This window comes from Cryobacterium sp. Y11, from assembly GCF_002929535.1.
Classification (GTDB): Bacteria; Actinomycetota; Actinomycetes; order Actinomycetales; family Microbacteriaceae; genus Cryobacterium.
In genome coordinates this window covers 1-16,184 of record NZ_PJJO01000038.1, presented here as the reverse complement: position 1 = coordinate 16,184, position 16,184 = coordinate 1, and the positions used below count along the sequence as shown (strand labels likewise).

General features: G+C 62.5%; 12 protein-coding genes and 2 pseudogenes. 6 read left to right on the top strand and 8 right to left on the bottom strand.

The annotated features are described in order from the left end of the window. Positions 1-17: 17 nt before the first annotated feature. The gene (locus CXY75_RS01200; RefSeq protein WP_104081054.1) at positions 18-1,328 is read right to left on the bottom strand and encodes a UDP-glucose/GDP-mannose dehydrogenase family protein; all 1,311 of its coding nucleotides are present in this window, start codon (positions 1,326-1,328) and stop codon (positions 18-20) included. A 455-nt stretch (positions 1,329-1,783) separates the two neighbouring features. Here CXY75_RS01200 and CXY75_RS01195 point away from each other — a divergent pair, with 455 nt between their 5' ends. Beyond that, entirely contained in the window at positions 1,784-2,131 is a 348-nt protein-coding gene (locus tag CXY75_RS01195) for a hypothetical protein (RefSeq protein ID WP_104081053.1), read from the top strand. Between the two features lie 305 nt (positions 2,132-2,436). On the opposite strand, the gene CXY75_RS01190 is transcribed toward CXY75_RS01195, so the two are convergent. From CXY75_RS01190 to CXY75_RS01170, 5 genes are read right to left on the bottom strand one after another with little or no spacing between them, the layout of a single operon-like run. Continuing rightward, entirely contained in the window at positions 2,437-3,381 is a 945-nt protein-coding gene (locus CXY75_RS01190; RefSeq protein ID WP_233201658.1) for an N-acetylglucosamine kinase, read from the bottom strand. Then, on the bottom strand, positions 3,378-4,274 hold the full coding sequence (locus CXY75_RS01185; protein WP_104081052.1) for a carbohydrate ABC transporter permease: 897 nt from the start codon (positions 4,272-4,274) through the stop codon (positions 3,378-3,380). Before CXY75_RS01185 ends, CXY75_RS01190 begins: the two co-directional genes overlap by 4 nt. Continuing rightward, positions 4,274-5,224 carry a carbohydrate ABC transporter permease gene (locus CXY75_RS01180; RefSeq protein ID WP_104081051.1) on the bottom strand — a complete coding sequence of 317 codons (951 nt, stop codon included), beginning with the start codon at positions 5,222-5,224 and terminating at the stop codon, positions 4,274-4,276. Before CXY75_RS01180 ends, CXY75_RS01185 begins: the two co-directional genes overlap by 1 nt. A gap of 13 nt (positions 5,225-5,237) precedes the next feature. Further along, on the bottom strand, positions 5,238-6,524 hold the full coding sequence (locus CXY75_RS01175) for an ABC transporter substrate-binding protein (protein WP_104081050.1): 1,287 nt from the start codon (positions 6,522-6,524) through the stop codon (positions 5,238-5,240). Beyond that, positions 6,521-7,504, bottom strand: coding sequence for an N-acetylmuramic acid 6-phosphate etherase (locus CXY75_RS01170; protein WP_104081049.1), 984 nt, complete (start codon positions 7,502-7,504; stop codon positions 6,521-6,523). The genes CXY75_RS01175 and CXY75_RS01170 overlap by 4 nt, the downstream gene beginning before the upstream one ends. A gap of 122 nt (positions 7,505-7,626) precedes the next feature. Here CXY75_RS01170 and CXY75_RS01165 point away from each other — a divergent pair, with 122 nt between their 5' ends. From CXY75_RS01165 to CXY75_RS01150, 4 genes are all read left to right on the top strand, one after another. After that, on the top strand, positions 7,627-8,679 hold the full coding sequence (locus CXY75_RS01165; protein WP_104081048.1) for a serine hydrolase: 1,053 nt from the start codon (positions 7,627-7,629) through the stop codon (positions 8,677-8,679). Beyond that, complete coding sequence (locus CXY75_RS01160) at positions 8,676-9,599, top strand: MurR/RpiR family transcriptional regulator (protein WP_233201657.1); 924 nt, start codon at positions 8,676-8,678, stop codon at positions 9,597-9,599. Before CXY75_RS01165 ends, CXY75_RS01160 begins: the two co-directional genes overlap by 4 nt. Positions 9,600-9,824: 225 nt before the next feature. Further along, positions 9,825-11,276 (top strand): sugar transferase, encoded by a 1,452-nt coding sequence (locus CXY75_RS01155; protein ID WP_233201656.1) that lies wholly within the window; start codon positions 9,825-9,827, stop codon positions 11,274-11,276. Positions 11,277-11,515: 239 nt separating this feature from the next. Beyond that, positions 11,516-12,244, top strand: coding sequence for a hypothetical protein (locus CXY75_RS01150; protein WP_104081046.1), 729 nt, complete (start codon positions 11,516-11,518; stop codon positions 12,242-12,244). Positions 12,245-12,544: 300 nt separating this feature from the next. Here the strand turns inward: CXY75_RS01150 and CXY75_RS01145 are convergent. After that, a pseudogene (locus tag CXY75_RS01145) lies at positions 12,545-12,802 on the bottom strand (GDP-mannose 4,6-dehydratase); the annotation flags it as partial. Between the two features lie 140 nt (positions 12,803-12,942). Between CXY75_RS01145 and CXY75_RS01140 the strand changes: the two are divergent. After that, on the top strand, positions 12,943-14,748 hold the full coding sequence (locus CXY75_RS01140) for a DUF4012 domain-containing protein (RefSeq protein ID WP_146069310.1): 1,806 nt from the start codon (positions 12,943-12,945) through the stop codon (positions 14,746-14,748). 115 nt (positions 14,749-14,863) lie between these two features. On the opposite strand, the pseudogene CXY75_RS01135 reads toward CXY75_RS01140, so the two are convergent. Further along, positions 14,864-16,061, bottom strand: a pseudogene (locus CXY75_RS01135) (IS256 family transposase); the annotation flags it as partial. Positions 16,062-16,184 lie beyond the last annotated feature (123 nt).

The window sequence follows — 16,184 nt, the reverse complement described above, 5'->3', positions numbered from 1 at the left end:
GGGCCCCGTCCGGAGTATTACGGCCGCCCGAGCCCCCTATACGTCCATCCAGCGGCGCGCCACACGGCCGGGTCCAAGGCGTTGCGCCCGTCGATGACCGTACGCGTGCGCACCAGCGACCCCACCCACTCCGGGTCGAGGTGCCGAAACTCGGGCCACTCGGTGACGAGCACGACAGCATCCGCTCCCCGCAGGGTGTCCTCCAGCGACGGAGAATACGTCAGCTGCGGATGCCGCGCCCGCGCGTTCTCGATGGCCTGCGGGTCGGTCGCCACCACTTCGGCGCCGAGTCCGCGCAGCTGCACGGCCACGTCGAGCGCCGGCGAGTCGCGCACGTCGTCGGAGTGCGGCTTGAAGCTGAGGCCCAGCACTGCAACCTTCGCCGTGTAGACGGAATCGCCGAGCTCCCCCATGGTGAGGTCGACGACGCGCTGGCGGCGACGCAGGTTGATCTTGTCGATCTCCTTGAGAAAGGCCACGGACTCGCCGCGCCCGAGCTCTTCGGCGCGGGCGGTGAAGGCCCGAATATCCTTGGGCAGGCAACCGCCGCCGAAACCAACGCCGGCACCGAGAAACCGGCGGCCGATGCGGCCGTCGTAACCGATCGCATCCGCTAGCTGGGTGACGTCGGCGCCGGTGACCTCGGCGATCTCGGCCATGGCGTTGATGAAGCTGATCTTGGTGGCCAGAAACGCGTTTGCGGCCACCTTGACGAGCTCGGCGGTGGCGAAGTCGGTGATCACGAGGGGGGTGTCGGCGGCGAGCGCCGTGGCGTAAATCTCGTTCAACAGTTTGACAGCGTGCTCGCCCGGGGCGCCCTCTGAAACGCCGTAGACCAGGCGGTCGGGGTTGATGGTGTCTTGCACGGCGAATCCCTCGCGCAGAAACTCCGGGTTCCAAGCGAGCGAAGCGTTGCTGCCGGCGGCGATTCGAGCGGCCAAACGGGCGGCGGTTCCCACCGGAACAGTGCTCTTGCCCACGACGAGGTCGCCGTCGGCCAGGTGCGGAATGAGCGACTCGACCGCGGCGTCGACGTAGGTGAGATCGGCGCTGTAGCTGCCGGGCTTCTGCGGAGTTCCGACGGCGATGAAGTGCACCTGGGAGCCGGCGACATCCGCTATATCGGTGCTGAACCGCAGACGTCCACTGCCCATGGCGGAGGTCAGAACCTCGGGAAGTCCCGGTTCGAAGAACGGCGGCTTGCCGATGGCAAGTTGGGCTATTTTGGCGGCGTCAACGTCGATTCCGATGACATCGTGCCCCAATTCGGCCATCGCCGACGCGTGCACGGCTCCCAGATAGCCGCATCCAATGACAGAAATTTTCATATGTCCCTCTCGATCCTCCCAGAGCCTAGCGGCAGCGGCACGGCGCCCCAATTCGCCGACCTGCATAAGCGGATGCCGCAGCGACCGTCCCGCGCATCAGTCCCCGCCTTCCCGCAACCAGCTCGCGCCAATCGCCCGTCCCGCACACCCACGCCACGCCACGCCACGCAACCATCCGTTGATCGAGCTTGCCGAGATCGCCATCGACCAACGGGACAGTGTCTGCGACACCCACCCGCGCCCAGCCGTCACAGGCTGGACAGAATCGTGACACCCCCTACGTGCGGTATCCGCGCGCGCTGTGTCTGCCCGGTACCATATCGTTATTCATCTAAAAGTGATAATTCATCAATACCCCGTAGATATCTACGAGGAAGGCCGCTACGGTGAGGCGTTCGAGGCGTACCCGTCGCCTCAATTTATGCCGAATCAACCGTCCTGACAGGAATTCGCCCATGCTCAAAAGACTCCTCGCCATAGCCGCCCTGACTACTCTCGCCGTTGTTGCTATTCCAGCGGGAGCATCCGCTGCTACCTATGTTCCCGGTGACAACCCGCCCAAGACAGTGACCGGCACCGTGGTCCCCCCAGATGGGGGATCCATCGGCTCCAGAGAAGGTGGCTACGTCGGTGACGATGGATACGTTGGCGACATAGACGAGGCCTACGTCGGCTACGTCGGGATCGCCTCCGCGGGCTACGACATTCCCATGCCACTGATCGTGGGCGGAAGCGCCGCACTGCTGCTCGGGCTCACTCTCGCGACCACGAGCGTCGTGCGCCGAAAGCGCGCCGGCGCCTGAGCAGACCTGCCAGAACAGCGGATGCCGCATCGGCGGCGTACGAACCCGCGCGTGCGCGGCGATGCCAATCGTGTCGCGGAGAGTTTCTCGCTAAATCAACCGGCGTCAGAAACCGGTCAGACGATTGGGCGTTCCGCAGATAGCTCGTCTTGGTCGATGGCGGTCTCGGCAAGCTCGACCAACGGAGCTCGCTGATCGAGGCGCGAGCTTGCGAGCGATCGAAATCCTCAGCAGGTTTCGATCGCTCGTTCCTCGCGCCTTAACCAGCGGTGGGCGACGGGCGCGCCGTGGCTGGTGCTGATCGGTCAGAGCCAGAGATAGGGGGGATTGGTACGCAGCGCGGAGGGGGCTGCGGCACGGCGGGCCAGGTGCACGGCTCCGTCGAGCGGCGTTCCCAGGCTCTCTCGAAGCTCGGCCTCCGGCGCAAGGCGCGCGAATTCCGCGGTAAAGGCCGCGACGAACGCTCCCCCGGCAGCAAACACGCCACCGGATGTCGACGCAACCTGCGGCAGCCCGGGCCAAAATCCCGCGCAGAGGGACTCCGCAACCAGGCAGCCGGCTTCGCTCATGATTCGGGTCGCACTTTGGTTCCCCTCGTTCGCCAGCTGCGAGACCTGGGGCGCAAAGGAGGCCAGCACGGCTGCCCGATCGGGCCGGGTGTAGAACTGCCCCGGCCAGGTTTCTGGCACACCAAACTGCGCGATAGCTGCAGCGCACAAGGCCCCAGGCCGCGCAGAGTCGTACTGGCGGGCGGCCTCGCGTAGTCCGGCCATTCCGATCCAAGCGCCGGCACCGCGGTCACCCAGAAGGTGTCCCCAGCCGTCGACGCGACGCCAGATACCGTCGAAGTTTGTTGCGAGGCAGATGGCTCCGGTTCCCACGGCGATCACGGCGCCGGGTTCCCCGCCAAGAGCACCGAGGTGGGCGGTGACGGCATCCGTTGCCAGCGCGAGCGGAACGTCACCGCTGCGGGCGGCCAAGTCGCGCTGCAGGGCCGCGGGGTCAGCGACGAGGGTGGCGAGACCGGTGGCCCCGACTCCTATTGCCGCCAGTTGGGCAAATTGCGCCGGCCAGGTTTGGTGAGCCCTCTCTAGCAGCTGCGCGACGACTGCGCCCAGGGTGCTTCCGTCTGCACCAATCTCAACCCGTGAGCCGGTCGCATCGGAACCGCCCGTTCCAGACACGGGCGCTAGGCGCATGCGGCTGCCGCTGCCCCCAACGTCGATGCCGAGCAGCCACCGCCCGGTCACTTGCTCATGCCGGCGGTGAGGCCAGAGACGATCTGTTTGGTCGCGACCAGAAAGATCAGAACCAGCGGGATCGTGGCCAAGGTGAGGCCCGCAAACAGGGTGGCCCAGTCGGTCTGATATTCGCCGAAGAACCGAGTGATTCCCACCGGAAGCGTGTAGGCCGATTGGTCACGAATCAGAATGAGCGGGTAGAAGAAGTCGTTCCACACCGGCACGAACCGAAACACCACCACGGTGGCAATGGCCGGCTTCACAAGCGGCAGGTGCACGCGCCAGAACGTCGCAAACGCGCCGGCTCCATCGAGCCGCGCAGCTTCGTCCAGCTCGAGGGGAAGTTGGCGAAAGAAACTCGTCAGCACAAACGTCGAAAAGGGAATTCCCAGAGCGCCGTAAACCAGAACCAGGCTCCAGAGGTTGCTGATCATTCCGAGACCGTCGAGCAAGAAGAACAGCGGCAGAATCGCCAGATAGACCGGCAACATCAACCCCGACAGAAAAACGGCCTCCAGCACCCCGAAGATCTTCGACTTTGTGCGCGAGAAGGCATACGCCGCCAACAGCGACACCACCGTGGAGAGCAGCACCGATCCAACGGTCACCACGATCGAGTTGATGAAGTAAGTCTCAAACGACGCCGTCACCCACGCTTTTTGATAACTCGCAAAGTTGAGCGCGCTGGGCAGACCGAGTGGGTCGCTCGCCATCTCTTGGGTGGTCCGCAAGGAGTTGCTAACCATGAGCAGCAGCGGAGAGATCGAGATGGCAGCATAAATCCACAGAAAACCGGATGCCGCGAAACCGCCCATCGTCGGCCGCGGCTTCTTGCGTGGCGGGCTCAGTCGTCGCTCCGCAGCGCTCGGCGCTGCGGCCTGCTTGCGGGTCAAGGTACTCATCAGTACAGCCTCCGTTCGGCGCGCCGCATGAACCAGGTTATGAAGATGGACACACCAAAGATAAAGAGAAAGAGGAGCGTGGCAATCGCCGACGAGGTGCCGATGGCGTTGGATGATCCCGACTCAAACGCCGTGCGGTAGAACAGCAGGCTTAGCACGTCAGTGGCCCCGGCCGGACTCCCCATCGACCCGCCGAGGGCGTATGGAATGGGAAACGCCTCCATGGCACCGATGAAGGTGAGCACGCTCACGGTGCCAATTGCCGGGATCAGCATGGGAAAGGTCACGTCGCGAAAACGCTGCCACGGCGAAGCACCGTCGAGCGAGGCAGCCTCGTTGATCTCCTCGGGAATTCCGCCAAGCGCCGCGCCGTACAACAGCACCGGAAAGCCGACCCATTGCCACGCGGTAACGAACACGACCACCCAGATGGCGGTCGACGGGTTGCCCAGCCACGGCTGGGCCAGGGCATCTAATCCAACGGATTTCAGCACGAAGTTGACCGGGCCAAAGAGCGGCGACAACATGAGCGACCACAAGTACCCGACGACCAATGGTGAGACCAGGTAGGGCAGCGTGAACATGGTCTGAAAGAAGCGTTTGAAGCGCTTGAGCCGGTGCAACAACGTCGCGAGGCCCAGGCCAATGGTGTTCTGAAACAGCATGGCCCCGGCGAAGAGCATCACGTTGTGCACGAAGGCGTTCGGGATCTGCGTCTTGTAGGGCAGCTGCGTGAACAGGGTGACGTAGTTGCCGAACGAGGCGAACTCGCCCCGCACAATTCCGGTCCAGTTATAGAAGGAGTAGCTCAGCGCCGTCATCAACGGATAGAAGATGAAGACCGCAAACAGCACCAGCGCGGGAAGAACGAAGACCAGGCCCGTTTTCTTAGTCAGTGCGATGCCGATATTGCGGCGTCGACGTGGCGTGATCACGGACATGGTCTTCATTCTCTCGTTCTACTTATTTGCCGGGAGTGAACCACTGCGAGACACCGGTCTGCAGCGACGCGGCCGCACCGGCGGCATCCGTTTGACCCAGGAAAATCTTCTGAATCTGTTCGCCGAGCACCGCAGTTCCGAGGGGTTCGCCATAGCGAAAGTCCACCAGCAGCAGGTACGGGGCCTGAGCCTGTTCGTAGTTATCCCACGCCTCTTGCATGGCAGCGTTGGCGTAGGTCACTCCGGGAATCGCGGAGAACTGGTTGAGTTCGTCGGCGACCAACTGGCCGAACTCGGGCGTTGCGAGCCAGTTGAGCAGCTCAAACGCGGCGTCTTTCTTCTCGGACTTGGAGTTAATCGCGAAGTTTCCATCGGCGTAGCCGGCACTGAGTGGAACGTCGCTGACCGCGTTCGGTGGCACCGGCACCTGATACGACCCGATATTTAGGTCGGGCGCTTGGGTGGCGAAGGTGGCGATTTCAAAGGATCCGCCCGGAAACTGTGCGGCCTGACCCGACGTGAACTGAATCTGGCTGTCGGTGTAGCTCACGCCGACCACGTCGGGCGTCATGTATGCCTGCATGTCATCGACGATCTGCAGCGACGCGACGTAGTCGGGGTCTTCAAAGGTTGTACTGCCGTCAAGCACCTTCGTTTCGAACGCGCTGCCGCCATACATTGCCGACCCGACGATGTCAGCGAAGATCGGCAGAATCCACGAGTCCTTGGCGCCGAGCGCCATCGGCGTGATCTCCTTGGTGACCAGGGTGTCATTGAGCTCGATGAACTCGCTCCAGGTGGTTGGAACGCTCAGATCATTCTGCTCAAAAATGTCCTTGTTGTAGAACATTTGCAGCGTCTGAGTGGCCAACGGAACGGCATAGGTCTTGCCGTCCTCCTTGCCGACGGCCCCGGCGAGTACGCTCGGCGCGATGCCTTCGAGACCCTCAACGAGACCGTCGATCGGCTCAAGTTGCCCGGCGGCAATGTTGGGCTGCAGCTGGCCGTACGCGCGCACCATGGGAATGTCGGGGCCGTCGCTTCCGGCGAGCCCGGTGGTGAGAATCTGGTTGTACTCGGTGTTCTGAAATGCTTCAAACTGCACCGTGACACCGGGGTGAGCGGCTTCATAGACGTCGAAAATCTTGTTGTATTTCTCCACATCTTCGGTGCGCCACGACCACACCTTCAACGTCACATCATCTTTCGCATCTGGCGCTGGCGCCGTAGACGCGCTCGGCGCACAGGCGCTGAGCAACACCGCCGAACCAATCGCGAATGCCCCGAGAGCAAGAAAACGTAGCCTCATTCTGAATCTCCTTTGATATCAACTGTGGTGGTGCCGACAAGCTGCGACTCGGTCAATAGGTCTACGGCTTTGCGAACGGATGCCCCGGCTCTGCCCAAAGAGACCTGCGCGACGTCCATAGGCACCCGCGCCACGCTCGCCACGATAGCGACCTTCAGATCGCCGCCGCTCTCTTCGAGCAAGGCTCGACATTCGCCCTCTGGCCGGTTGGTCGCCTGCATCAAAATGCGCAGTGTGCGGTCGCGTAACTTCTCATTGGTCGCGACAACCGAAACCATGAGGTTAGACCAGGTGCGCCCGATGGCCACCATGAGCGCCGTGGAAAACCCATTCAGCACGAGCTTTTCGGCCGTTCCGGCCTTGAGCCGAGTAGACCCGGTAACCACCTCGGCCCCCGTGCGCAACACGATATTACTATCGGCCAGATCCGCCAGCGAGGCACGCGAATTGCACGACACGAGTGCGGTGAATGCACCGACTTCTCGCGAGGCTGCCAGCGCTCCGCCCACATAGGGCGTGTTGCCCGAGGCGGTAAGACCGATGACAACGTCGTTCTGGCCGACCTGTGCCGCATCCGCTCGCCCACTGACAACGGAATCTTCCGCGTTCTCGACGGCGTGCTGTACGGCTCGGTCACCGCCGGCGATGTGTGCCACGACGAGCCCGGGTTCAATATTGAAGGTCGGCAGCAGCTCGGCCGCATCGAGCACGGCCAGGCGCCCCGACGTGCCCGCGCCGAAATAGTGCACGTGGCCACCGCGGTGCAGACGCTCGCTCGCCTCATCAACGAGACTAGCCAGCTGCGGCAAAATAGCGCTCACAGCGTCGACCGCGACGCGGTCTTGGGTGACGAAGAGCTGCAACCGTTCGAGCGTTGTCATGCTGTCCAGGTCGAGGGAAGCCTCGAGGCGACGTTCCGTCTCCGGTAGAAAAGCATCGCCCTCGAGCAGCGGATCGAGCAGCGGGTGCGACGGTGTCATGGTGGGCTTTCTCGATATTGGTCGTTTTTAGGGCTTCCAGCAGTATGTAGAAAAGTTTCACAAATTGCTAGCAATTTGGTGATTTATAACATTATTGCAATCAAAACTGGCATCATGGGGACATGACAGGTGTGCGCAAGCTGCTCACAGCAGCCCTCACCGCGCCCACTCCGGCGTTCTCCGGCGCCGTGGTGATCGCGGCAGTGAATGGTGAAGTGGCCATTCGTGAGTGCGTGGGCACGATTGCCCGGTGGAGTGATGATCTCGGCACTGACTGGCCCGGCCAGACCGCGAGCATCAGCACCGACACCCGGTTCGACCTGGCCTCCCTCACCAAGATTGCCACCGCGGCCACCCTGCTGGCGGCGCTGGCCGAACACGGCCTGAATTCGCGCATCCGTGTGGCGGAGCTACTGCCCGAGCTGTCGAGCGAGATGACCGCGCACCATCTGCTCAGTCACACGGCCGGGTGGCCCGCAGAGTGGCTTGACCACGACCCCGGCAACGACGCCTGGGCCCGCTTTCGATCACTGCCGGCGCTGAACCCTCCGGGCGAGGTATATCGATATTCGTGCGTGAGCTATGTTTGGGCCGGCCTCGCGATCGAATCGCTCACCGGCGAGCGGCTCGACGTGGCCATGACACGCCTGCTTCTAGCTCCTCTCGGCATGACCCAGACCGGGTTCAACCCGGCGCCCCACCTGCTCGCCACCACAGCGGCCACGGAGTTTCAGCCAGGTCGCGGGCTCGTGCACGGCGTCGTGCACGACGAGACGGCGTGGGCGCTCGGTGGAATCGCGGGCAACGCCGGACTCTTCGGGGCCGCGACCGATGTTCTGCTGCTCGCCGAGGCGCTCCGCACCGGGCATCCCAGCCTGGTCAGCCGTGACGAAATGACCACCGACCAGCTGCGCTTCTACCCGGGCCTGCGCAATCGCCCCGCCTACGGGCAGGCGCTCGGCCCGAGGGTTGCCGACAGGCAGTGGATGGGCGCGCTCGCTGACACCGGGGCAATCGGGCACACGGGGTTCACCGGCACCAGCCTCGTGACGCAGCCCGGAGGAATTCACTCGGTAGTATTTCTATCAAATCGTGTGCATGTTTCACGGCACACGACCGACCTGAGCATACTGCGCGGCCACGTTGCCGACACCGTTGCCAAACTCAAGGGGTGACCGTGGTGCCCGATGTCTTTGTGGCTATTCGCCAACGGATGCCCACCCTCAGCAAAACCGAGCGTCGCGTCGCCGAGTTGGTGTTGGCCGACCCCGACAGCGTGCTGCACTCCACCGTGAACGAGCTAGCCGAGCTCTGCGATACGTCTCAGGCCAGCATCGCGCGCTTTTGCCGCGCGGTCGGCTTCGTCGGCTACCGCGAGTTTCGCATGGCCATCGCCGCCGCCAACAGTCGAGAAGAAACGGCACGCAACCACTTTCGCGTGGCTGATTCCGAGATCTCCCCCACCGACAGCGCCCTCGAGGTCGTGACCAAGGTGGCCTATCAAGAGGCGCGCGCGATCGAGGAGACCGCCCGGGCGCTCGACCTCACCGCGCTCGACGCCATTGTCGACGCCGTGCGCGGCGCCGCCCGCATCGACATTTACGGTGCCGGCTCGAGCGGCCTCACGGCGCAAGACCTGCAGCAGAAACTCCACCGCGTCGGCCTCACGTCATTCTGCTTCGGCGATATGCACATCGCGCTCACCTCCTTCGCGCTGAGCCGCCCGGGATGCGTTGCCATCGCCATCTCGCACTCCGGCGTCACGCTCGAGGCCATCCAGACCCTTGAAATCGCCCACCAGGCCGGCGCAACGACGGTGGCCATCACGAACTTTCCGGAGTCACCCCTCGCCGTGATGGCCGACCTGGTGCTCACCACCAGCGCCCGAGAAACTCGGTACCGCTCCGGCGCCATGGTCAGCCGCATCGCCCAGATGGCCCTCGTGGACTTTCTTGTCGTGCGCCTGCTGCAAGGAAACTACGACGAAGCCAATGAAGCACTGCGCCGCACCTACGACGCGGTACAGAGCCACCGCCTGCCCTATCCCCGCGCAGCCACGCGCCCCAGCCTCAAGTCGCCTCCTGCCCGCGACTGAGCCAATGCCCACCGAGCCGACTCACTCTGTCACCACATAGGTGAGTCGCGCGCCGTGCTCCGCATCGCCGCCCAGCAGATAGTGCCGTATGGTCAGCGCCGCCCTCCACACCCAAACCCCACGTCTGCCCCTCAACGGGGAATGCCCACCTAGATATAATCTAAGGGAACGGATATTTGCCACAGACTCGGGGGAGGCGGCTGCTTTTTGTCAAACATGACGCACGTGCACAAGCCGATAAAACCGGCCCATGACTGGCATGCCATCTATTCGGCTCGACTGAGCATCACCGACCTGCTTGTGCTCATCTGGGTCGTCTTCGGTGTGCAGATCGCCTGGTTCGGCTTCGATAGCGGCGACCTGGCCGTGCGTTCCAGCGACCTCGCTGTCTCGTACACCTCGGTATCCGTCATTCTCATCCTCAGTTGGATGGCCGTGCTCAGCATTTATGGCACGCGCACCGACCGCGTGCTCGGCACCGGCTTTGACGAGTACAAGCTGATCGTGGGGGCATCCGTTCGGCTGTTTGGGTTGCTTGCCATCGTCGCCTTTCTCTTTCATATCGACGTGGCGCGCGGATACATTTTGCTCGCCTTTCCCCTCGGCATCGTCGTTCTCGTCTTCTCGCGGTGGATGTGGCGCCAGTGGCTGGTCGCCCAGCGTGCACGTGGCCAGTACACCTCCCGGGTGATTCTGGTCGGCACGCAGGAGTCTTCCGCCCGCATCGCCGGCGAACTCACGACCCGGCTCGGTGCCGGCTACCTCGTGGTCGGCGCGTGCGTCACGGCAGGCCCGGCCGACTCTTATCTGCCCGACAGTACCGTTCCCGTGCTCGGCGGTATCGACGACGTGCACACCGCCCTCGATTCCCTCGGCGCTGACACCGTCATCATCACCAGCAGCGATGCCATCTCCCCCCAGCGCATGCGCGAACTCAGCTGGAGCCTCGAGCCCGGCCGCCACCACCTCATCATGGTTCCGCGCCTGATTGATGTGAGCGGCCCCCGCATTCACACCCGGCCGGTCGCCGGCTTGCCGCTCATTCACGTAGAGACGCCACGTTACGAGGGCCGCACGCTCTTCACCAAGCGCGCCGTCGACATCATTGCGTCAACCCTGCTTATCGTGTGTCTCTCCCCCGTTCTCGCGGGCATCGCGCTCGCCGTCAAACTGAGCGGTTCGGGCAAGGTGCTCTTCTACCAGGAGCGCGTCGGCATCAACGGTCGGCACTTTCACATGATCAAGTTTCGCTCGATGGTAGCGGATGCCGAAGCGCGCCTAGCCGATCTGCAAGACACCAAGCGCACCGCCGGCAACTCCGTCATGTTCAAAATGCCAGACGACCCCCGAGTCACCCGCATCGGTCGATTTCTGCGCCGCTTCAGCCTCGACGAGTTACCCCAGCTGTTCAACGTGCTGCGCGGTTCGATGTCACTCGTTGGCCCCCGCCCGCCCCTCAGATCCGAGGTAGACGAATACGCCCACCACGTGCACCGTCGCTTTCTCGTCAAGCCCGGCATCACCGGACTCTGGCAGGTCAGCGGCCGCTCCAATCTCTCGTGGGATGACACCGTTCGCCTCGACCTCTACTACGTAGAAAACTGGTCACTCGTCGGCGACCTCGTCATTCTCTGGCGCACCGCCAAAGCTGTACTAGCCCGAGACGGCGCCTTCTAAACGGATGCCGCCCCTCGCCCCGTCACGGCAGTAATGCTCACAACGCCGACGAAGGTGCCGGCATGAGATGCGATAGCCGCTGCGCGTCCGGGTTGGCCCGAGCAACAGTATTTTGTGTTCCGATACAGTTCAGACATGCAGAATGATCGCCAATCGATGTCACCAGACGCCCCAGAAAAAATCCCTTCATCAGACTCGATCTAAGAAAAGTCGCGGCCGCAGCGTCAACTCTTGTAACTGTGGTCAGCCTTTCCGGAAGCGACACACTCGCTGCAGTCGCTCTCATACTGGCAATCCTCGCGTTCATAATTCAAATTGTTGTTTTCATTACCGACCTATACATAGGTAGCCTTCGTGACCTGGAAGCGAAATCTGTTTACGCTGACACGAAATCACTACTCACGAAAATAGAAACTGGAACGGCCGCAACGAGCGACATGGTACAGGTGCAGCTGTCGAAGTTGATAGATGGACTCCTTATAGCGACTAAGAGTCCGGTCGCGGGCGGCGAAGTAACTGTCGGCCCGGCCGATCAGGTGCAGGGCGCCCTTATCGCTGCTCGAAATACGGCAGCACCACAATTCGACCATGATCGTGAGCAGGAAGCCGCGCGAGTGACTCTACTCACTAATTGGCTCAGGGCATATAGTCTTCAACAACTAATCGCCGATGGGGTCAAAGAACTGCCGGTCAATTGCTTCCCGCTTTTCGACATTCTGGGGATGGACGTAGTCGACTCGTATCAGCGAGGCCTTCCTGAGGGCCGAGTTATGGATATGCCGATGTACTACGAAGCATCGATCGCACTTCAGACGGGTGGCTTTGTCCGGCAGGAAGACGCGCATCTCGTGCTGACACACAAGGGCCTACTGGCCGCGAGCCTAATAAAGGCCCCCGATCCGATCCCGGAGCACATCGTAAATCTCTGGCCGGAAATAGGTGCAATACGGGGGAGGTCGCAGCACTAAATCACTCATCTATGTCCGGCATTTGGCACGCTGCATCGAGCGGAGCAGCACGTCAAGATGTGTTGGAGCGTCATGAATACCGCGGCTTACATTGCCGCCGTGCACGACTTCTCCGGCGTACCGTGCCGCAGCAGAGATTATGCCTGAGCGCCCGAGAAGTGGGCAAGGCTCACTGAGAGCTAAGATTGTGGCAGCCCGATACCCGACCTCATTCTCAAGGAGGACGACTCCTGCTTCGTCTTCAATCTTCTTACAGACAGAGTCCCATTCTGGCCACTCGCTCGTGATGAGTTCCTCAAGAACGGCCTCAAGCAACCGAATGGTTCCCACCCCGGTCGTGTCGGCGGTGTGTTCCGGCTCGTCAAACGACACGCGCACGTGCGACTGCGCCGCCAGCTTATACACCTTGTCGGGCTGAATCTGCGCGAGCAGGGTGGCCAGACGCGACCCGTCGCTCAGGTCGCCGCAGTGCAGAAACAGCTTGGCGCCCTTGTCATGCGGATCCACATAGAGGTGATCAACGCGCGACGTATTAAAAGTGGATGCCCGCCGAATCAACTCTCCCATTACCGGCATGTGTGCGTCCCCAGTTCGGGGCACACGACGGCGTCGATTCACGCAGCGAATTGACGTCGATCTCGTGCGCCGAACCGGCCCGCATCGACGGCGCTCGCCTCGAGCTCTGGTTGAATAGAGCAATGTCTTCTTCGCACGCGGCGCACGCCGCAACCCCGAAGCGCACCCGTACCCGAAGTCGCGCCCGCACGGTCGTCGGGTTCGTCGTGCTCGGTCTGCTCGTGGCCGTCGTCGCCAGCACCGCCTGGGTGGGCATTCGCGGTCTGCAGGCCAAGGACGCCCTCGAAGCCGCGGTGCCGCTTGCATCGGTGATCAAAGACCAGATCATCGACGGCGATGCCGACGCCGCGGGCCGCACGGCCATCGAGCTGGTCGAATACGCTCAGGTCGCCAGTTCCCGCACGAGCGACCCGGTCTGGCACACCTTCGAACTGCTGCCCTTTCTCGGCACCAACCTGCAGGCCGTTCGCCAGCTCGCCGCCGTCGTTGACGACGTCGCTCAGAACGCCGTGACCCCGCTCGCCGAGCTCGCCGGCAGCTTCGACCTCACCGATTTGAAGCCCGTCGACGGCGCCATCGCCCTACAGCCGCTACTCGACGCCCAGGCACCGGTTGCAAAAGCCCACGAGGCCCTCGCCCGAGCCACAACTAGCGTCAACGCCATCGAGACCGGCCAAGTAGTCGAGGTTGTGCGCAGCGCAGTCGCCCGGCTTCAAACCGTCACCGTCGAGACGGCCGGCGCACTCGACGGGTTGAATCGCACCGTCACGCTACTACCCGCCATGCTCGGGGCTACAGAGCCGCGCGACTACATTCTGCTGTTTCAGAACCCGGCAGAGCTGCGCTCGTCCGGCGGCATCCCTGGCGCACTAGCGCTGCTGCACACCGACCTCGGCAAGATCGAACTCACGCAACAGGCGACGGCACGCTCGTTTCCGCAGTACAGTACCCCGGTGCTACCCCTCGGCGACGAAATCCGCAGCATTTACGGTGACATCACCGGCGAGTACTTCCAAAATGTCACGATGACCCCCGACTTTGCCCAAACCGGTGCCCTTGCCGGAGAAATGTGGCGCCTTCAGTTTGGTGTCGAGACCAACGGCGTGCTCTCGATTGACCCAGTCGCGCTCAGCTACCTGCTCGACGCTACTGGCCCGATCACCCTCGCCACGGGCGACGAGCTTAACGCCGGCAATGCCGTGCAGCTGCTACTGAGCGACGTCTACGCCCAGTACGAGGTTCCCCAGCAGGACGCCTTCTTTGCCGCCGCTGCGGGAGCAGTCTTTGACGCCGTCAAAAGCGGCCGTGCCGACCCGACCAAGCTCATCGCCGCCCTTGCCCGGGCCGCGGCCGAAAACCGCGTGCTGGTCTGGAATGCCGACGAGGCCGAACAGGCTGTGCTCTCCGGCACATCCCTAGCCGGCGGGCGGCCGGTCAGCGACGACCAGACGAACCGGTTCGGGCTCTATCTCAACGACGGTACCGGCGCAAAAATGGACCTCTACCTCGACGTAACAACGGCCATCGGCCAGCAGACCTGTCGCGAAGACCTGCGACCGCAATACGCCCTTGAAGTGACCCTCACCAACACCGCACCAACGGATGCCGCCACGTCCCTTCCCGCGTACGTCACCACGGGCGGTGGCTTCGGCGTGCCCCCCGGCAGTGTCAATACCGTGGTCTCGGCCTATGGCACTCCGGATCTACAGAACCTCGGACTCACCCGCGACAGCGCCGTGGTTCCCTACCATCCGGCCACGGACGCAACTTACCCGGTGAGTACCATCACCATCGAACTCGCGCCCGGAGAAAGCACAGTGCTGCGCTTCGCCTGGCTCGGCCCCGAACCCTTTGCCGGTAACCTCGAGCTGCGCAGCACACCCTGGATCACCCTGCACAAGACGGAATCACTCGACATAGCTTGTTGAACCGAAGTTTCCGAATGAGTTCCCGGTGCCCGCGATCTTCGCGATCGCATAGGCATCGTTCGTCGGCTCCAGATAGCCGGGAGTGTCTCGGTAACGGTGTTTCCGGCGTGTTTCATTAGTAGGATTCTGCGTTCGGCCAGCGGTCACGGAAGATGATGGCGAAGGCGTTGAGAGCTGGCTTCCAACGCATCGTCCAACGAGCTCGGCCCTCACCGGTAGGGTCGAGACTTCGCGTGACCAGATACAAGCATTTTAGAGCGGCCTGCTCGGTGGGGAAATGTCCTCGAGCACGCACCGCCCGCCGGTACCGGGCATTGAGTGACTCGATCGCATTGGTGGAGCAGATCACTTGGCGGATCTCGGGGTCGTAGGACAGGAAAGGGGTGAACTCTTCCCATGCCGACTCCCATAATTGGATGATCGCACCGTATTTCTTCCCCAGGTCTCGGTCAGATCATCCAACGCTGCCCGCGCCGCGTCAACGGTCGGAGCGGTGTAGATCGGTTTTACCGCTCGTTTCATCGCATCCCAATCCTTCTTCGAGGAGAGCTTGAACGTGTTGCGAATGAGGTGAATGATGCACGTCTGCACCGTGTCAACGGCCACACATTCCCGACGACATCCGGCAATCCTTTCAACCCGTCACAGACCAGGAAGAACGTGTCAGTGACACCACGGTTCTTGATATCGGTCAGGACAGACAGTCAGAACTTGGCGCCCTCACCGCCGGTGCCGGCCCACAACCCGAGAATGTCCTTCGCACCGTCCAAGGTCACCCCGATGGCCGCGTAGATGGGCCGGTTGGCGACCTGCCCATCACGGATCTTCACCACGATCGCGTCGATGAAGATCGCCGCGTAGACGCCGTTCAGCGGGCGGGACTGCCACGTCTGCATCTCCTCGATCACCTTGTCCGTGATGCGGGAAATGGTCTCTTTGGAGACCTGCGCGCCGTAGATCTGGTTGAAGTGTGCGCTGATCTCCCCGGTTGTGAGGCCGCGGGCATACAACGACAGCACAATCTCATCGACCCCGGTCAAACGTCGTTGTCGTTTGGGCACGATCACCGGAGTGAACGTGGCGTCCCGGTCACGAGGCACTTGAATGGTCACCGGCCCCGTCGACGGGCTGATCACCGTTTTGGGCCGGGTCCCGTTGCGCACGTTGGATTCCTCACGCTCGTCCGGGGCACGGTTCTTCTCATGACCGAGATGCTCAGTCATTTCCTCGTTCAGCACCGTCTCCAAGAACGTTTTCGTGAACTGGCCCAGCAGACCATCAGGACCGTCCAGAGCCAGGCCCTGCTCCTTAGCTGATATGTAGTGGGTTTTGTCAAGAGGGCATTCTGAATGCGGCGCCCGTAGATGATGGTTGTTGGGTTTTTGAGGGGGAAGCAAGAGTGCACTTCTCTTGATTCCCCCTCAAAAACCCTGAGA